Annotated in this window: 13 protein-coding genes and 6 pseudogenes; 9 read left to right on the forward strand and 10 right to left on the reverse strand. The window is 60.7% G+C overall.

From position 1 onward, the window contains the following. Positions 1-9 precede the first annotated feature (9 nt). Positions 10-678 carry a recombinase family protein gene (locus tag ICA15_RS15770; protein WP_023434504.1) on the reverse strand — a complete coding sequence of 223 codons (669 nt, stop codon included), beginning with the start codon at positions 676-678 and terminating at the stop codon, positions 10-12. 351 nt (positions 679-1,029) lie between these two features. After that, positions 1,030-1,209, reverse strand: a pseudogene (locus tag ICA15_RS15775) (tyrosine-type recombinase/integrase); the annotation flags it as partial. Here ICA15_RS15775 and ICA15_RS15780 point away from each other — a divergent pair. From ICA15_RS15780 to ICA15_RS15800, 6 genes and pseudogenes are all read left to right on the forward strand, one after another. Continuing rightward, a pseudogene (locus ICA15_RS15780) lies at positions 1,126-1,575 on the forward strand (DUF3363 domain-containing protein); the annotation flags it as partial. The pseudogenes ICA15_RS15775 and ICA15_RS15780 overlap by 84 nt on opposite strands. Positions 1,576-1,805: 230 nt before the next feature. Next, a complete protein-coding gene (gene floR, locus ICA15_RS15785) occupies positions 1,806-3,020 on the forward strand; it encodes a chloramphenicol/florfenicol efflux MFS transporter FloR (protein WP_169408290.1) in 1,215 nt (404 codons plus the stop codon). A 28-nt stretch (positions 3,021-3,048) separates the two neighbouring features. Then, a pseudogene (locus ICA15_RS28540) lies at positions 3,049-3,348 on the forward strand (LysR family transcriptional regulator); the annotation flags it as partial. A 3-nt stretch (positions 3,349-3,351) separates the two neighbouring features. Further along, positions 3,352-3,990, forward strand: coding sequence for a LysR family substrate-binding domain-containing protein (locus ICA15_RS15790; RefSeq protein WP_258236883.1), 639 nt, complete (start codon positions 3,352-3,354; stop codon positions 3,988-3,990). Positions 3,991-4,139: 149 nt separating this feature from the next. Then, positions 4,140-6,089, forward strand: coding sequence for a conjugal transfer protein TraG (locus tag ICA15_RS15795; RefSeq protein WP_106761483.1), 1,950 nt, complete (start codon positions 4,140-4,142; stop codon positions 6,087-6,089). A 39-nt stretch (positions 6,090-6,128) separates the two neighbouring features. Then, positions 6,129-6,377, forward strand: a pseudogene (locus tag ICA15_RS15800) (IS6 family transposase); the annotation flags it as partial. A gap of 35 nt (positions 6,378-6,412) precedes the next feature. Here the strand turns inward: ICA15_RS15800 and ICA15_RS15805 are convergent. From ICA15_RS15805 to tetR(C), 3 genes are all read right to left on the reverse strand, one after another. Continuing rightward, positions 6,413-7,117, reverse strand: coding sequence for an IS6-like element IS26 family transposase (locus tag ICA15_RS15805; RefSeq protein WP_001067855.1), 705 nt, complete (start codon positions 7,115-7,117; stop codon positions 6,413-6,415). A 531-nt stretch (positions 7,118-7,648) separates the two neighbouring features. After that, positions 7,649-7,963, reverse strand: a complete 315-nt coding sequence (locus tag ICA15_RS28655; protein WP_061342203.1) for a multiprotein-bridging factor 1 family protein — start codon at positions 7,961-7,963, stop codon at positions 7,649-7,651. Next, a complete protein-coding gene (tetR(C), locus tag ICA15_RS15815; RefSeq protein WP_001038045.1) occupies positions 7,950-8,609 on the reverse strand; it encodes a tetracycline resistance transcriptional repressor TetR(C) in 660 nt (219 codons plus the stop codon). The genes ICA15_RS28655 and tetR(C) overlap by 14 nt, the downstream gene beginning before the upstream one ends. A 92-nt stretch (positions 8,610-8,701) precedes the next feature. Here tetR(C) and tet(C) point away from each other — a divergent pair, with 92 nt between their 5' ends. Further along, a complete protein-coding gene (gene tet(C), locus ICA15_RS15820; protein ID WP_001297013.1) occupies positions 8,702-9,892 on the forward strand; it encodes a tetracycline efflux MFS transporter Tet(C) in 1,191 nt (396 codons plus the stop codon). A 91-nt stretch (positions 9,893-9,983) separates the two neighbouring features. Here the strand turns inward: tet(C) and ICA15_RS28660 are convergent. Next, positions 9,984-10,073: pseudogene (locus tag ICA15_RS28660) on the reverse strand (type VI secretion protein); the annotation flags it as partial. Positions 10,074-10,341: 268 nt separating this feature from the next. Here ICA15_RS28660 and ICA15_RS15830 point away from each other — a divergent pair. Further along, a complete protein-coding gene (locus tag ICA15_RS15830) occupies positions 10,342-10,620 on the forward strand; it encodes a tyrosine-type recombinase/integrase (protein WP_000015696.1) in 279 nt (92 codons plus the stop codon). 357 nt (positions 10,621-10,977) lie between these two features. On the opposite strand, the gene ICA15_RS15835 is transcribed toward ICA15_RS15830, so the two are convergent. Next, entirely contained in the window at positions 10,978-11,682 is a 705-nt protein-coding gene (locus ICA15_RS15835; RefSeq protein ID WP_001067855.1) for an IS6-like element IS26 family transposase, read from the reverse strand. Positions 11,683-11,746: 64 nt separating this feature from the next. Here ICA15_RS15835 and ICA15_RS15840 point away from each other — a divergent pair. Beyond that, positions 11,747-13,942 (forward strand): annotated as a pseudogene (locus ICA15_RS15840) (Tn3 family transposase); the annotation flags it as partial. A 32-nt stretch (positions 13,943-13,974) separates the two neighbouring features. On the opposite strand, the gene ICA15_RS15845 reads toward ICA15_RS15840, so the two are convergent. The 3 genes from ICA15_RS15845 to ICA15_RS15855 are packed head-to-tail and all read right to left on the reverse strand — an operon-like array spanning position 13,975 to position 17,258. Further along, complete coding sequence (locus ICA15_RS15845; protein WP_028698647.1) at positions 13,975-15,495, reverse strand: conjugal transfer protein TraG N-terminal domain-containing protein; 1,521 nt, start codon at positions 15,493-15,495, stop codon at positions 13,975-13,977. 15 nt (positions 15,496-15,510) lie between these two features. Then, on the reverse strand, positions 15,511-15,867 hold the full coding sequence (locus tag ICA15_RS15850) for a hypothetical protein (RefSeq protein ID WP_017516006.1): 357 nt from the start codon (positions 15,865-15,867) through the stop codon (positions 15,511-15,513). Then, positions 15,864-17,258: an integrating conjugative element protein gene (locus ICA15_RS15855; protein WP_023103896.1), complete on the reverse strand. Its 1,395-nt coding sequence runs from the start codon at positions 17,256-17,258 to the stop codon at positions 15,864-15,866. Before ICA15_RS15855 ends, ICA15_RS15850 begins: the two co-directional genes overlap by 4 nt. Between the last annotated feature and the right edge of the window lie 9 nt (positions 17,259-17,267).

Genomic DNA, 17,267 nt, shown 5'->3' on the forward strand with positions numbered 1-17,267 from the left:
GAGGTTCCTTCAGTTTTCTGATGAAGCGCGGAGGTGGCTCAACTTGCGAAAAGAAACGAGTTGCGACGTAAGTCCGAGAACATGCTTTCCATGGTCTCTGAGCTCGCCTTTGGGACCGACATATCGGTAGAGAGTGACGCGCTCGATGCCGAGTTCCTTGCAGAGATCGGAAACTGAAGTATCGCGCTGGGCCATGGCGGCTTGCGCGAGACGCACCTGAGCTTTGGTGAGCGCGAATTTTCGTCCGCCCTTGCGACCGCGCGCTCTCGCGGAGGCGAGACCCGCCATGGTGCGCTCTCGGATCAGATCCCGCTCGAACTCGGCCAAGGTGGCGAAGATTCCGAACACCATGCGACCGGACGCAGTCGTGGTGTCGATCTGAGCGCCCTTTCCAGTCAGAACCCGCAGGCCGATCTTGCGGTCTGACAGCTCCTTCACCGTGTTGACCAGATGGGCAAGCGATCGTCCGAGGCGATCGAGCTTCCAGACCACCAGCACATCGCCGTCACGCAATGACTTGAGGCAGGCAGTCAAGCCAGGGCGATCATCACGACCGCCGGAAGCAAGATCATCATAGATATTGTCCCGTTCGACACCTGCGGCGCGCAAGGTGTCGTGCTGCAGGTCGAGAGACTGCGAGCCATCGGCTTTGGAGACGCGGGCATATCCGATCAGCATGTATCACAAACGTTCGATTATGTGACAGTGTGAGCCAGAACGTGCCGGTCGTCAAAAATTGTCACTTAACCCGTAATTCTGTCTAAGGCATACAAAGGGTGTTTATGGTTAGTAAAGTGACGGCGCAAGACAGCATCGTGCAGGGGACTTGTCGTTTTCAGAAGACGGCTGCACTGAACGTCAGAAGCCGACTGCACTATAGCAGCGGAGGGGTTGGATCCATCAGGCAACGACGGGCTGCTGCCGGCCATCAGCGGACGCAGGGAGGACTTTCCGCAACCGGCCGTTCGATGCGGCACCGATGGCCTTCGCGCAGGGGTAGTGAATCCGCCAGGATTGACTTGCGCTGCCCTACCTCTCACTAGTGAGGGGCGGCAGCGCATCAAGCGGTGAGCGCACTCCGGCACCGCCAACTTTCAGCACATGCGTGTAAATCATCGTCGTAGAGACGTCGGAATGGCCGAGCAGATCCTGCACGGTTCGAATGTCGTAACCGCTGCGGAGCAAGGCCGTCGCGAACGAGTGGCGGACCAGCGCCGCGAGCATCATATCGAACAGGGCGACGCCGCCCGAGCGCGGGACGGCCGCATCTTCTATCGGCGTAGTCTTCTCGCCACGTTGCGCGAACGCGAGGTTGCCCGCGTCGGCGCCGAGATGGCCGAGAGCAAAGGTCTGCCGTTCCGCGCAGCAGCGGATGGCGAGAGCGTCAGCGGCAAGTTCACCGGCACCGTGCAGCTATCGAGCGGCAAGTTCGCCGTGGTCGAGAAATCCCATGAGTTCACCCTTGTCCCATGGCGGCCGATCATCGACCGTCAGCTCGGCCGCGAGGTCATGGGCGTCGTGCAGGGCGGATCGGTGTCTTGGCAGTTGGGCCGGCAGAGAGGGATTGGACTCTAGGTGGTCCAACCCCGGATTGGCAGCTCGACGCATTGCGATGGAAGGGATGATCGGATAGAATCGCCATCCATCTTTTCAATGTGAGGTCAACGGCATGGGAGCCAGTATTACAGCAGACAAGTAAGCCGCAACAACAAGCATTGTTGTTGCGGCGTTCTGTAAGACCAATCCTGTTTGATTGCTGACGAGCAGACGCCGCCCGGAATCCTTATTCGAGAGGTTGATTCGTCATGACCACCACACGCCCCGCGTGGGCTTATACGTTGCCGGCAGCTCTGCTGCTGATGGCTCCCTTCGACATCCTCGCGTCACTGGCGATGGATATTTACCTTCCCGTCGTTCCGGCGATGCCCGGCATCCTGAATACGACGCCATCTACTATCCAACTCACGTTGAGCCTCTACATGGTGATGCTCGGCGTGGGCCAAGTGATCTTCGGGCCGCTTTCGGATCGCATCGGGCGACGGCCAGTCCTGCTTGCTGGCGGGGTGATTTTCGTCGTTGCGTCTCTCGGAGCAGCATGGTCGTCAACGGCCGCAGCCTTGGTCGCCTTCCGCCTGCTTCAAGCGGTCGGCGCATCGGCTGCGCTGGTGGCGACGTTCGCGACGGTTCGCGACGTGTATGCCAGCCAGCCCGAGGGCGTCGTCATCTACGGCCTTTTCAGTTCGATGCTGGCCTTCGTACCTGCTCTTGGCCCAATCGCTGGAGCACTCATCGGCGAGTTTTTCGGATGGCGGGCGATATTCGTCACGCTGGCTGCGCTTGCGTTACCCGCACTCTTGAATGCCGGTTTCAGATGGCACGAAACCCGCCCGTTGGACGGAGCAGGAACGCGCCGATCCGTTTTGCCGATCTTCGCGAGTCCGGCCTTTTGGGTTTACACGGTCGGCTTTAGCGCCGGCATGGGCACTTTCTTTGTCTTCTTCTCGACGGCCCCCCGCGTGCTCATAGGCCAAGCGGACTATTCGGAGATCGGATTCAGCTTAGCCTTCGCCACTGTCGGATTCGTCATGATCGTGACAACCCGCTTCGCGAAGTCCTTTGTCGCCAGATGGGGCATCGCGGGATGCGTGGCGCGTGGGATGGCGCTGCTCGTTTGCGGAGCGGTCCTGTTGGGGATAGGCGAACTCTACGGCTCGCCGTCATTCCTCACCTTCGTCCTACCAATGTGGGTTATGGCGGTCGGCATTGTCGTCACGGTGTCTGTTACCGCCAACGGCGCGCTTGCACAGTTCGATGACATCGCAGGATCGGCAGTCGCGTTCTACTTCTGCATTCAAAGTCTGATCGTCAGCATCGTCGGGACATTGGCGGTGACGCTGTTAAATGGCGACACCGCATGGCCCGTGATCGTCTACGCGACGACGATGGCGGTGCTGGTATCGGTGGGTCTGGCGCTACTTCGATCCCGCGACGTTCCTTCCGAGAGGTCGCCAGTCGTCTAACCGGCGATTGGTAGGACGGCTGGCACCCATGCGGCGCACCCGCCATCGCAGCCTCGTGAATGGCGGTATCCTGTCCGGCAGGATACCGCTCATTTCCCTTGTTCAGTTCGTTGCCGTCGCTGAGCATCTGAACTTTCGGCACGCGGCCAACGCGCTCGGCGTCAGTCAGTCGAGCGTCAGCGCGCGCGTTAAGGCGCTGGAAGAAAATCTTGGTGTCCTGCTGTTCGAGCGCCATGCGCGAGGCGTCCGGCTGACGGATGCAGGCAGACACTTCATGGAGCGGGTCGTGGCAGGCGTCGATCAACTCGATCACGCCGTCAAGACCGCCGGCATGACAGCGCAAGGCGAATGCGGCCGGCTACGCATCGGTGTCTATGCCCTGATTCCGGGCAGCTTCCTTGCAGAGCTGATTGGTCAGTATCGAAAGGACCATCCCAATCTCGACATCGAAATCACGGAGGGCACAGCACGCGATACTCTCACGCAGCTTCGAGCCGACCGGCTGGATATTGCGTTCGTTGCCGGCACGTCCAAACCGCCCGACTGTCATTCCCGGCGAATATGGACCGAACCCCTTTTAGCCGCTGTGTCGGCGCGGCACGCTCTTGTTGGACGCTCGGCCGCCACATGGGCTGATCTGGCAGCGGACACGTTCATCGTCAGACATGGTGGCACCGGCCCACAAGTGCATGACCATATCGTTTTACGCCTTGCCGGAACCTGGCCCGCGCCTTCGATCCTTAGATTTGATGTTGGGCGCGGCACCTTGCTGTCGATGGTGGGACAGGATTTCGGTATCACTGTCATAGGTGCGGCTTCGTCCCTCTTGCCAACATCCGGGGTGGTCTTCCTGCCGATCACCGACGAACCCGAGCCGGTCGCTTTCTCGGCGGTCTGGTCGCCTCACAATCGCAGTGTTGCGCTCCGAAATTTGCTTGGACTCGCCGACAAGATGAGCCGATCTAATTGATTCATTTGGATGTGCTCGAAATTGCGAGCACCCATCCTATTTGCCGCCGATAGTATCCGGCAGCCCTCCTGCATCATCTTTGCTATTGCCTCCCGCGCAAACGCTTATTCTCTAATCGGCTCAATCTCTCTTGCCAACTGGAGCCTGCATTGCGCGGAGGCCGAATCCTTTGGGGTCAGATCGCTGTCGTTTTCACCATCGTTCTGGTGATGACGTGGGCGGCGACGCAATGGATAGCATTCCGCCTCGGCTTCCAGCCGCAGCTTGGCAATCCGTGGTTCGAGCTGGTGGGCCTGCCGGTCTATTATCCACCGGCCTTCTTCTGGTGGTGGTTTTCGTTCGACGCCTATGCGCCCGCGATCTTCGTCGAGGGCGGCATCATCGCCGTATCGGGCGGCTTCCTCGCCATCGCTGCCGCCATCTTCATGTCGATCATCCGCGCGCGCGAAGCCCGGAACGTCGCCACCTACGGTTCGGCGCGATGGGCCGAGGACAGAGAAATCCGCGCGGCCGGATTGCTCGGCCCCGATGGCGTCCTGCTCGGCCGATACGACCGGGACTATCTGCGCCATGATGGTCCCGAGCATGTTCTATGCTTCGCCCCGACGCGCAGCGGCAAAGGCGTCGGGCTGGTGGTGCCGACGCTGCTGACATGGCCGGCATCCGCCATCGTTCACGACATAAAAGGCGAGAACTGGACGCTGACAGCGGGCTTCCGCGCGAAGCATGGCCGCGTGCTGCTGTTCGATCCGACCAACGCCAGATCGTCGGCCTACAACCCGCTGCTGGAGGTGCGGCAGGGCGAATGGGAAGTCCGCGACGTGCAGAATATCGCGGATATTCTGGTCGATCCCGAAGGCAGTCTCGACAAGCGCAATCATTGGGAAAAGACCAGCCATAGCTTGCTGGTCGGCGCGATCCTGCATGTTCTCTACGCGGAGAAGGATAAGACCTTGGCGGGCGTCGCCAACTTCCTGTCCGATCCCCGCCGCCCGGTCGAGGCGACCTTGCGCGCCATGATGGACACGCCGCATCTCGGCGAGGCGGGCCTTCATCCCGTCATCGCGTCGTCCGCCCGCGAACTGTTGAACAAATCCGAGAACGAGCGGTCGGGCGTGCTCTCCACCGCCATGTCGTTTCTCGGCCTCTACCGCGATCCCGTGGTGGCGCGGGTGACGGCGCATTGCGACTGGCGCATTGCCGATCTGGTCGGCAGCCGCCAGCCCGTCACGCTCTATCTGGTCGTGCCGCCATCCGACATTAACCGCACAAAGCCGCTAATCCGCCTGATCCTCAACCAGATTGGGAGGCGGTTGACCGAGGAATTGACCACCTCCGGCAAGCGCCATCGCCTGCTGTTGATGCTCGACGAGTTTCCGGCATTGGGCAGGTTGGATTTTTTCGAGTCCGCCTTGGCCTTCATGGCAGGCTACGGAATCAAAGGCTTCCTGATCGCGCAGAGCCTCAACCAGATCGAGCGGGCCTATGGGCCGAACAACGCGATCCTCGACAACTGCCATGTGCGCGTCAGCTTTGCCACGAATGACGAAAGGACCGCCAAAAGGGTGAGCGACGCGCTCGGCACCGCGACCGAGATGCGCGATTCCACCAACTATGCCGGCCACAGGCTCGCGCCGTGGCTCGGGCATCTCATGGTTTCACGGCAGGAGACAGCCCGGCCGCTGCTCACGCCGGGCGAAATCATGCAGCTTCCGCCTACCGATGAAATCGTCATGGTCGCGGGCACGCCGCCGATCCGCGCGACCAAGGCCCGCTATTTCGAGGACGCGCGGTTGCAGGAACGCATCCTGACCCCGCCCGATCTGGTCGCCGCTCCGCTGGCGCCCAGCCCATCCGCCGATGATTGGTCCGGCCGCGTGGTCGCGGCGGAAAGCCGTTCCGCGACGAGGGGAAACGAGGCCGAGGGCGACCCGGCCAATGCCGGCATCCGCCGCGAGCCGGAATTGCCCGAGCATGAGGAAATCGTCACGCCGACGCCATCGCCCGAACAGGAGTTCGAGTTTCTGGACGACGAGCCGGACGTTGACGCCGCCAAGGCCCGCGCCATGCGCCAGCGGGCTCTGTTGCAAAAATCGTGAAGCTTGAGCATGCTTGGCGGAGATTGGACGGACGGAACGATGACGGATTTCAAGTGGCGCCATTTCCAGGGTGATGTGATCCTGTGGGCGGTGCGCTGGTATTGTCGCTATCCGATCAGCTATCGCGACCTTGAGGAAATGCTGGCGGAACGCGGCATTTCGGTCGACCATACGACGATCTATCGCTGGGTCCAGTGCTACGCCCCGGAGATGGAGAAGCGGCTGCGCTGGTTCTGGCGGCGTGGCTTTGATCCGAGCTGGCGCCTGGATGGGCACTGTTGCAAAGTTAGCGATGAGGCAGCCTTTTGTCTTATTCAAAGGCCTTACATTTCAAAAACTCTGCTTACCAGGCGCATTTCGCCCAGGGGATCACCATAATAAAATGCTGAGGCCTGGCCTTTGCGTAGTGCACGCATCACCTCAATACCTTTGATGGTGGCGTAAGCCGTCTTCATGGATTTAAATCCCAGCGTGGCGCCGATTATCCGTTTCAGTTTGCCATGATCGCATTCAATCACGTTGTTCCGGTACTTAATCTGTCGGTGTTCAACGTCAGACGGGCACCGGCCTTCGCGTTTGAGCAGAGCAAGCGCGCGACCATAGGCGGGCGCTTTATCCGTGTTGATGAATCGCGGGATCTGCCACTTCTTCACGTTGTTGAGGATTTTACCCAGAAACCGGTATGCAGCTTTGCTGTTACGACGGGAGGAGAGATAAAAATCGACAGTGCGGCCCCGGCTGTCGACGGCCCGGTACAGATACGCCCAGCGGCCATTGACCTTCACGTAGGTTTCATCCATGTGCCACGGGCAAAGATCGGAAGGGTTACGCCAGTACCAGCGCAGCCGTTTTTCCATTTCAGGCGCATAACGCTGAACCCAGCGGTAAATCGTGGAGTGATCGACATTCACTCCGCGTTCAGCCAGCATCTCCTGCAGCTCACGGTAACTGATGCCGTATTTGCAGTACCAGCGTACGGCCCACAGAATGATGTCACGCTGAAAATGCCGGCCTTTGAATGGGTTCATGTGCAGCTCCATCAGCAAAAGGGGATGATAAGTTTATCACCACCGACTATTTGCAACAGTGCCCATAGGCTTCATCAGCGCCTGACTGGCGAGCACGATTCCGGCCCTAGCCGCAGGATCGCGCAGGACGACCTAGTTACGAACCAGGCCGAGTGTTCCTGACATCCATCGGCACCATAGTTCTGCTTATCCGGCACGCGCGCGTCAGGGGTGTGGTGAACTACAAAGCAGACCCGTTGAGGTTATCAGTTCGATGCACAATCAGCAGCGCATAAAATATGCACAAGAACAGGAGCACCCTTCGCATTAAGCTGTGGTGGTAACAAGTAGTGCCGGGCTACCATCAGCGAGCATGATGCGCTCCCACAGCATTCGCCTTGGCAGTATGGAAGTTCCTCGCTCCAGTTCGGGCCGGTATCCACCTCGAGTGACCCCAGCCGCCCCTCATGCCAACCGAGCCCATTAAGCGCAGAGTCGGCCGCAACTATCTCGGGGACGCATAAACACGCAGCGATTTACCAAGGAGTTCGGCTAGGTCAATCCGCAATTCCCTTTGCCTGGCCGGAGATGCCGCGAGCAAACAATGTGTCCGGTCGCTACCAGATGGACTTTGTGGGCGGAGGATTGCACCAGACGCTTCAGCGCAGCGTCGTACGATGAATCGGAAGGCCCGGTAAGCAATTGAAGAACCGCTGACCACCTCCCATCCGACAATGCAAGGGTGCCCCGCTCCCAGCGCGACACGGTTGCCTGATCCACACCCATTAATTCAGCTAGGTGACTTTGCTTCATATGACGAAGCAACCGCGCCCTCCGCACCTGCCGCCCCCTGTCATTCGTCAACATTCTTCAGCACCTCAATGTCGTTCGTAGTGAGCCTCATTTTTTCAAGACCGCCGATGATGAGAGCCAGGCCTCGCTCGAATGCCGCGTCCGGACCGCCTTCGTAGACGATTTTCATCGCGCTCTGTAGGCGCGCCGGCATCGTAGACGCTGAGGTGGTCAACTGATCTTCGCCCCGCTCCTCGGCGTCTGCCTCGCTAGCTTGCTGCTCAAGAACAGCGCCGACGGTGAAGTAGCTGATTGCCATCAACGCATAGGTCGCGTCACCTGCCGAAAAGCCAGCATCGCAAAGGAAGCGAAGCTGCGCGTCGGCTTTTTCCATCTGCGGCGCGGCTGGCCGCGTCCCGGCATGAATACGCGCGCCATCGCGATAAGCGAGCAACGCCCGTCGAAAACTGCATGCATTGCCCTTCAGGAACGAACGCCAGTCGTCGTCATCCCTTGGCGTCGAATGCGTGTGATTTATCGTCAGCATGGCTTCGGCAAGTGCGTCGAGCAACGCACGCTTGTTCTTGAAATGCCAGTAGAGCGCTGGCTGTTGCACCCCGAGGCGCTCAGCCAGTCGGCGCGTCGTTAGACCTTCCATGCCCACGTCGTTAAGCAGTTCGAGCGCGGTTCGGATCACGGCCTCGCGTTGGAGCTTGTTCATTCGCGAATTCTCATGTTTGACAGCTTATCATCGATAAGCTTTAATGCGGTAGTTTATCACAGTTAAATTGCTAACGCAGTCAGGCACCGTGTATGAAATCTAACAATGCGCTCATCGTCATCCTCGGCACCGTCACCCTGGATGCTGTAGGCATAGGCTTGGTTATGCCGGTACTGCCGGGCCTCTTGCGGGATATCGTCCATTCCGACAGCATCGCCAGTCACTATGGCGTGCTGCTAGCGCTATATGCGTTGATGCAATTTCTATGCGCACCCGTTCTCGGAGCACTGTCCGACCGCTTTGGCCGCCGCCCAGTCCTGCTCGCTTCGCTACTTGGAGCCACTATCGACTACGCGATCATGGCGACCACACCCGTCCTGTGGATCCTCTACGCCGGACGCATCGTGGCCGGCATCACCGGCGCCACAGGTGCGGTTGCTGGCGCCTATATCGCCGACATCACCGATGGGGAAGATCGGGCTCGCCACTTCGGGCTCATGAGCGCTTGTTTCGGCGTGGGTATGGTGGCAGGCCCCGTGGCCGGGGGACTGTTGGGCGCCATCTCCTTGCATGCACCATTCCTTGCGGCGGCGGTGCTCAACGGCCTCAACCTACTACTGGGCTGCTTCCTAATGCAGGAGTCGCATAAGGGAGAGCGTCGACCGATGCCCTTGAGAGCCTTCAACCCAGTCAGCTCCTTCCGGTGGGCGCGGGGCATGACTATCGTCGCCGCACTTATGACTGTCTTCTTTATCATGCAACTCGTAGGACAGGTGCCGGCAGCGCTCTGGGTCATTTTCGGCGAGGACCGCTTTCGCTGGAGCGCGACGATGATCGGCCTGTCGCTTGCGGTATTCGGAATCTTGCACGCCCTCGCTCAAGCCTTCGTCACTGGTCCCGCCACCAAACGTTTCGGCGAGAAGCAGGCCATTATCGCCGGCATGGCGGCCGACGCGCTGGGCTACGTCTTGCTGGCGTTCGCGACGCGAGGCTGGATGGCCTTCCCCATTATGATTCTTCTCGCTTCCGGCGGCATCGGGATGCCCGCGTTGCAGGCCATGCTGTCCAGGCAGGTAGATGACGACCATCAGGGACAGCTTCAAGGATCGCTCGCGGCTCTTACCAGCCTAACTTCGATCATTGGACCGCTGATCGTCACGGCGATTTATGCCGCCTCGGCGAGCACATGGAACGGGTTGGCATGGATTGTAGGCGCCGCCCTATACCTTGTCTGCCTCCCCGCGTTGCGTCGCGGTGCATGGAGCCGGGCCACCTCGACCTGAATGGAAGCCGGCGGCACCTCGCTAACGGATTCACCACTCCAAGAATTGGAGCCAATCAATTCTTGCGGAGAACTGTGAATGCGCAAACCAACCCTTGGCAGAACATATCCATCGCGTCCGCCATCTCCAGCAGCCGCACGCGGCGCATCTCGGGCAGCGTTGGGTCCTGGCCACGGGTGCGCATGATCGTGCTCCTGTCGTTGAGGACCCGGCTAGGCTGGCGGGGTTGCCTTACTGGTTAGCAGAATGAATCACCGATACGCGAGCGAACGTGAAGCGACTGCTGCTGCAAAACGTCTGCGACCTGAGCAACAACATGAATGGTCTTCGGTTTCCGTGTTTCGTAAAGTCTGGAAACGCGGAAGTCCCCTACGTGCTGCTGAAGTTGCCCGCAACAGAGAGTGGAACCAACCGGTGATACCACGATACTATGACTGAGAGTCAACGCCATGAGCGGCCTCATTTCTTATTCTGAGTTACAACAGTCCGCACCGCTGCCGGTAGCTATTGACTATCCGGCTGCACTAGCCCTGCGTCAGATGGCTCTGATCCAAGGCAAACTGCCAAAATATCTGCTGGCACCGGAAGTCAGCGCCCTGCACCATTATGTTCCGGATCTGCATCGCAGGATGCTGCTGGCTACCCTGTGGAACACCTACATCTGTATTAACGAAGCGCTGGCATTGACCCTGAGTGATTTTTCTCTGGTGCCGCCTTATCACTGTTGAAGGCCACCGCTCATCACGCGTTTGCTGACATTGAGCCCTGCCGGCCGATCGGCCTGAGACTCTCAGCACAGGAGACGGCGGGTGACGAGCGTATACTTTTTCGACGCTTGGTTGCGGTCGCGCTAGGCGTGGCCGCCGACGAACCCGCTGGTGTCGCCCTTGCGGAGCAGCGCAAGGCGGACCTTGCCACGACATCCCCTCGCCCGCCGATCGTCTAAATTCGTCGAGGTTAAGAAATTCCCGCTCCGGCGAGGCCATCACCATCACCGGCGTCAGGTAGTGGACATGGCAGCAGCGCACGCAGGGGCACTGTTGCAAAGTTAGCGATGAGGCAGCCTTTTGTCTTATTCAAAGGCCTTACATTTCAAAAACTCTGCTTACCAGGCGCATTTCGCCCAGGGGATCACCATAATAAAATGCTGAGGCCTGGCCTTTGCGTAGTGCACGCATCACCTCAATACCTTTGATGGTGGCGTAAGCCGTCTTCATGGATTTAAATCCCAGCGTGGCGCCGATTATCCGTTTCAGTTTGCCATGATCGCATTCAATCACGTTGTTCCGGTACTTAATCTGTCGGTGTTCAACGTCAGACGGGCACCGGCCTTCGCGTTTGAGCAGAGCAAGCGCGCGACCATAGGCGGGCGCTTTATCCGTGTTGATGAATCGCGGGATCTGCCACTTCTTCACGTTGTTGAGGATTTTACCCAGAAACCGGTATGCAGCTTTGCTGTTACGACGGGAGGAGAGATAAAAATCGACAGTGCGGCCCCGGCTGTCGACGGCCCGGTACAGATACGCCCAGCGGCCATTGACCTTCACGTAGGTTTCATCCATGTGCCACGGGCAAAGATCGGAAGGGTTACGCCAGTACCAGCGCAGCCGTTTTTCCATTTCAGGCGCATAACGCTGAACCCAGCGGTAAATCGTGGAGTGATCGACATTCACTCCGCGTTCAGCCAGCATCTCCTGCAGCTCACGGTAACTGATGCCGTATTTGCAGTACCAGCGTACGGCCCACAGAATGATGTCACGCTGAAAATGCCGGCCTTTGAATGGGTTCATGTGCAGCTCCATCAGCAAAAGGGGATGATAAGTTTATCACCACCGACTATTTGCAACAGTGCCCGAATATCTGCAACGCATCGATCTCCCCGAGGATCTGCTTGCCGGCGTTCCTGCCCATCGGGTGACTCGTCTGCGCAGGCAGGGTGAACGGTATTATGCCGACGGCATGCGCGATCTCCCGGAGGACAGGCGGCTTGCGATCTTGGCTGTTTGCGTCTCGGAATGGCAGGCGATGTTGGCCGACGCAGTGGTCGAAACCCACGACCGGATCGTCGGCCGTCTCTACCGTGCTTCGGAGCGTATTTGCCATGCAAAGGTCGCAGACGAAGCGGGGGTGGTGCGTGACACCCTGAAATCCTTCGCCGAGATCGGGGGCGCCCTGGTCGATGCACAGGATGATGGCCAGCCGCTGGGCGATGTCATCGCGAGTGGGTCAGGGTGGGACGGCTTAAAAACCCTTGTTGCAATGGCAACCAGGCTGACCGCCACCATGGCCGACGATCCGCTCAATCATGTGCTCGACGGTTATCACCGCTTCCGCCGATACGCTCCACGCATGTTGCGCCTGCTCGATCTGCGAGCTGCGCCCGTTGCACTGCCGCTTCTGGAAGCGGTGACGGCCCTTCGTACCGGTTTGAACGATGCCGCGATGACCAGCTTCTTGCGGCCCAGCTCGAAATGGCATCGCCACCTTCGGGCCCAGAGGGCTGGCGACGCTCGCCTATGGGAGATCGCGGTGCTGTTCCATCTGCGCGATGCGTTCCGCTCCGGAGATGTCTGGCTTACTAGGTCCCGGCGCTATGGCGATCTGAAACACGCACTCGTTCCGGCACAATCCATCGCGGAAGGCGGTCGTCTCGCTGTGCCATTGCGGCCGGAGGAATGGCTGGCAGACCGGCAAGCTCGCCTCGACATGCGGTTGCGCGAGCTTGGCCGTGCCGCTCGCGCAGGCACGATCCCGGGCGGGTCGATTGAAAACGGCGTTCTGCATATCGAGAAACTCGAAGCCGCCGCGCCGACAGGCGCCGAAGATCTGGTGCTCGATCTCTACAAGCAGATCCCGCCCACGCGCATCACCGATCTCCTGCTGGAGGTGGATGCGGCGACCGGCTTCACCGAAGCGTTCACCCATCTGCGCACAGGAGCACCCTGCGCTGACCGGATCGGGCTAATGAACGTTATCTTGGCGGAAGGGATCAACCTCGGCTTGCGCAAAATGGCGGATGCGACAAACACCCACACCTTCTGGGAATTGATCCGCATTGGACGGTGGCATGTCGAGGGCGAAGCCTATGACCGGGCGCTGGCCATGGTGGTCGAGGCACAGGCAGCGTTACCCATGGCCCGGTTCTGGGGCATGGGCACGTCGGCTTCGAGCGACGGACAGTTCTTCGTCGCTACAGAGCAAGGTGAGGCCATGAACCTGGTCAACGCGAAATATGGCAATACCCCGGGCCTGAAAGCCTATAGCCACGTCTCCGACCAATATGCGCCGTTCGCAACCCAGGTGATTCCTGCAACGGCAAGCGAAGCGCCTTACATCCTCGATGGCCTGCTGATGAACGATGCTGGACGCCATATCCGCGAGCAGTTCACCGACACGGGCGGCTTCACCGATCACGTCTTTGCCGCATGTGCCATTCTCGGCTACCGGTTCGCTCCGCGCATCCGCGACCTGCCATCCAAACGGCTCTACGCGTTCAATCCGTCGGCCGCCCCGGCGCACCTGCGAGCGTTGATCGGCGGAAAGGTCAACCAAGCCATGATCGAGCGCAATTGGCCCGACATCCTGCGCATCGCCGCCACCATTGCTGCCGGGACCGTCGCGCCAAGCCAGATTCTGCGGAAACTCGCCTCCTATCCGCGGCAGAACGAGCTCGCGACAGCCCTGCGGGAAGTCGGTCGCGTCGAGCGCACCCTGTTCATGATCGACTGGATTCTGGATGCCGAACTCCAACGGCGTGCCCAGATCGGGCTCAACAAAGGCGAAGCTCATCATGCGCTGAAGCGGGCAATCAGCTTCCACCGCCGCGGTGAAATCCGCGACCGTTCCGCCGAAGGCCAGCATTACCGCATCGCCGGCATGAATCTGCTCGCCGCCATCATCATCTTCTGGAACACCATGAAGCTCGGCGAGGTCGTTGCAAACCAGAAACGCGATGGAAAGCTGCTATCGCCCGATCTCTTGGCCCATGTTTCGCCGCTCGGATGGGAACACATCAATCTCACCGGAGAATATCGCTGGCCAAAGCCTTAGCGTAGGATTCCGCCCCCTCCCGCAAACGACCCCTACTTCAGCTTACCTCCGGTAAGGGCCCCAGCGCCCTTACCGCCTGCTTGGCCGGCGCTCTTGCTGCCATCTGAAAGCCCCTGGATGACGTGCCCGGCCCGAATCCCAACCCAGGTAAGGCTCGCAAGCCAAAAGCCCGGCAAGACCAGGAACATCGTGCCCATGACGAACATCAGGAGCAGGTCGCCAAAGGCATTGTTCAACCCCACCAGCGGATCGAAGTTAGTGTGTGGCCGGTTCCAGCCGAAGCCCCACCCATAGAGCGCATCGAGGATGGTGCTGTCGATCCAGCGTGCGAGTTGGAACCAGAAATCGGTGAAGAACAGCGCGAATTGCACGACGCTGACGGTGACGACCGTCTTCAGGTCATAGGTTCCGACGACCAGTACGAGCGGGATGCAGATGACCAGTGCCATCTTGAGCAAGGCAAGCACCATGGGCAGCGCCTGGCGCACCACGTCCATGGCGGGAAATGCGGCAAGTGCCCCGACCGCCATTCCTACATCCCCCGTGGCCCGCGTCACGATGTTCGGCAGGGTCTTGTCGATCTGGCCGCCGTAGTCGGTATAGACCGAACCCTGGTTGAGCTTCTGCTGTCGCGGTGACGCGATGGTACGGACCACCGAATCGTCCACCTCGGTACGGCTCAGGAACCCGGCCCAGCCCGCCAAGCGATTCAACAGGCTGGGGTCCACCTGGCCCAGCAGCCGTGCCCGCAGGCCGTTGCTGCCATCGGCCCACCACTGCCTGCAGGTCGGGTAGCCGCCGCCACTGGCCACCTGCGCAAGCCCTGCGTCGCGGGTGTCGTCATAGGGCCATGACTCGCGCGCCGTGCTGGAACGGTAGCTGTCGTAGTAGCCGCCGGTATCCGTGAAAAACCTCGAACCGATCCAGGTCACGTCGTTCATTTGAGCGTCGTCCAGCTCCGGCCGCGCCATGAACAATTTAGCGCGTGCAGGTCCGTAGCAGTCGTGTGTGAAATCGGCCACTTCCTGAGCCAGAACCGGGTCATTGATGCGGGTAGCGTCGATCTCCATGCGCATCTGTCGCAGGTCTGTCCCGCACGGGATTGCCGCCACCGAGGCGCTGGTGACGGCGCGCGAGAGCGCGTGCATGAAGGCCCACCAGACCGGCACCTTGGCACTCTGGTTGTTGATGGTGCTGAAGGACTGGGACCAGCCGGTATCCGTGGGCTGCGGCACGTTGACCTGGCACTGGGCCGAGCGCGAGCTGTCGTACTGAATTGTGTTGAGGTCCACGTCGATGAAGGGGATGCCGGCGAACATCACCACCACGATGGCGACGAACACCCGGTTCTCGATGCGTGCGGCCGAGAGCACGCCCTTGTTGCCTTCGTCGGCACCTTCCGCACGGGCCTTAAGCCATTCCTGCACGATGATCGCCACGAAGGGCAGTGCGAATACCCCGCTGGATACCAGTACCGCCCAGATGCCGTTGTTGACGATCCAGGACACCAAGGTCAGGTAGTACTCCAGGTAGTCGGTTGTGAAAAGCGTCATGGCTCGGACCTCCCCTCAGCCCTGCATCAACAGGCTGGCTTCAAGCGCCACGATGGCAACGACGCCGGCGATCTCGCTGCGTACCAGGCGGCGCCGCGCTTGCGCGTCGTCCTCACGCGCAAGCAGCCGGCGACGCATCCAGACCCAGCCGTAGGCCGTCGCGCCATACAGGCACAGCCGCCAGACCAGGAAGTAGCCCGCTGCTGCCGCCAGCCAACGCTCCCAGCCCGCGACACTTCCGACGAGGTAGATGCCAACGATGTTGGCACCCACGGCGACGGCCGCGAGTACCATCGTCCACAGCAGCGCCTTCGCTGCGCGCCGGTTGAACAGCCAGCGCGGGCGCAGCCAGGCCGCACGCATCAGGCTCATGGCCGGCCTCCCGGATTGCCCTTCTGCAACTGATCGAGGCGGTCAGGCACCGGATCGCCTTCGTAGATGCCACGCGAGCCCGCCGCGCGCGTGCCGTGGCGCTGGATGATCGCCATGGGCGAGTTGTTCGCCAGCTCCCGGCGCAGCTCCAGCTCGGTCTTGAGGTTGCGAATCTCGCGATCGAGCGTGTCGCTCTCGTGGTTCACCGCCTCCACGGCGAGCTGGTTGGCCGCCACGTTGGGCTCCTTCTTGCCGGTCAGCAGCGTGCGTTGCAGCAGTAGCGCCTTCTCCAGCACCGACGCCAGCGCAACCTCGGACGCCAGGCGCTGCGACAGCAGGTGCTGGTCCGGTTCGTCGCGCAGTGCCTCGACCACGCCGCGCGTGATGGGCAGCGACGCGCTGCCGGCCTCCCGCAGGTTTTCGGGCGTCGTGTTCTTCGCCTTGGAGACCAGGTCCTGGAGCGCCTGCAGCTTGGCGTCGTACTCCTCCTGGATCAGGGGCGTCAGCCCGACGCCGGGCACCGTCTCCGTCTTGGTGCAGGCGTCGCAGGTGCGCTGCTCCTTCTCGCCGAGCACCCGTGTTGCCCACTCGATGGCCGCCTGCGGCGTGGTCCAGGTTTGGCACGACAGGCTCGTGCAACTGGCCGGAGCGATTGCCGACGTGTCGGTCACCCCGCGGCCATTGACCAGGTTGTAGCCCGCGCGGGTGACGTCACCGACCACCTTGATCGCGGGCTGACCGGAGCCGCCGGCATTGCTTCCCCCGACCCAGGGCACGCCATCGTTGCCACGGCGCGTCTCGGCCTGCTCGATGGCCGAGACGGCATCCGTGCTCGAAACAGCGTCACGCAGCGCCAACCCCTCTGCCATCTGGCTCCAGCCGAGTTGGCCGCCAGCCGTTTCGGCCATCTTTTCGGCCATGGCGCGGCACGTCAGCTTCGAGCGGTCGAAATCCAGCCGCGCTTGCAGAACGCCGTTGGTGAGCAGGTTGTAGAGGCCTGGATCTGCACGCTGGATGATCAACGCCGGCAGGGACGCCACAGCACTCGTAGCACTCTGGATCACCGAGGACATGATCTGCTGAAAGCCATTGGTGACACCGTTGAGTTGATTCTTCAACGTGGTCTGGATGCTCATGTCGCCGCAGATCAGATTGCTGTTCCAGCCGACACCCACGCCGAGCGAGCGCATGCCGGCTGCGCGGCCCATCGAAACGGCGCTGCCGCCGCCGATGGAGTACATGACGTCATCGCCGATGACGTTGCCGCTGGTCTGGTAGCCCAGTTGGCCCCAGGCCACGCCGCTTGCCAGAACCAACGCGCCGGTAAGCGCCAAACAGATCCTCTTGCCACGAGCCGGTGGGGAGAACTGCATAGAGTCGGAACGCTTCATCGCGGCACC

Origin of the sequence: Pseudomonas sp. P116 (assembly GCF_020149425.1) — a bacterium.
GTDB classification, from domain to species: domain Bacteria; phylum Pseudomonadota; class Gammaproteobacteria; order Pseudomonadales; family Pseudomonadaceae; genus Aquipseudomonas; species Aquipseudomonas anatoliensis.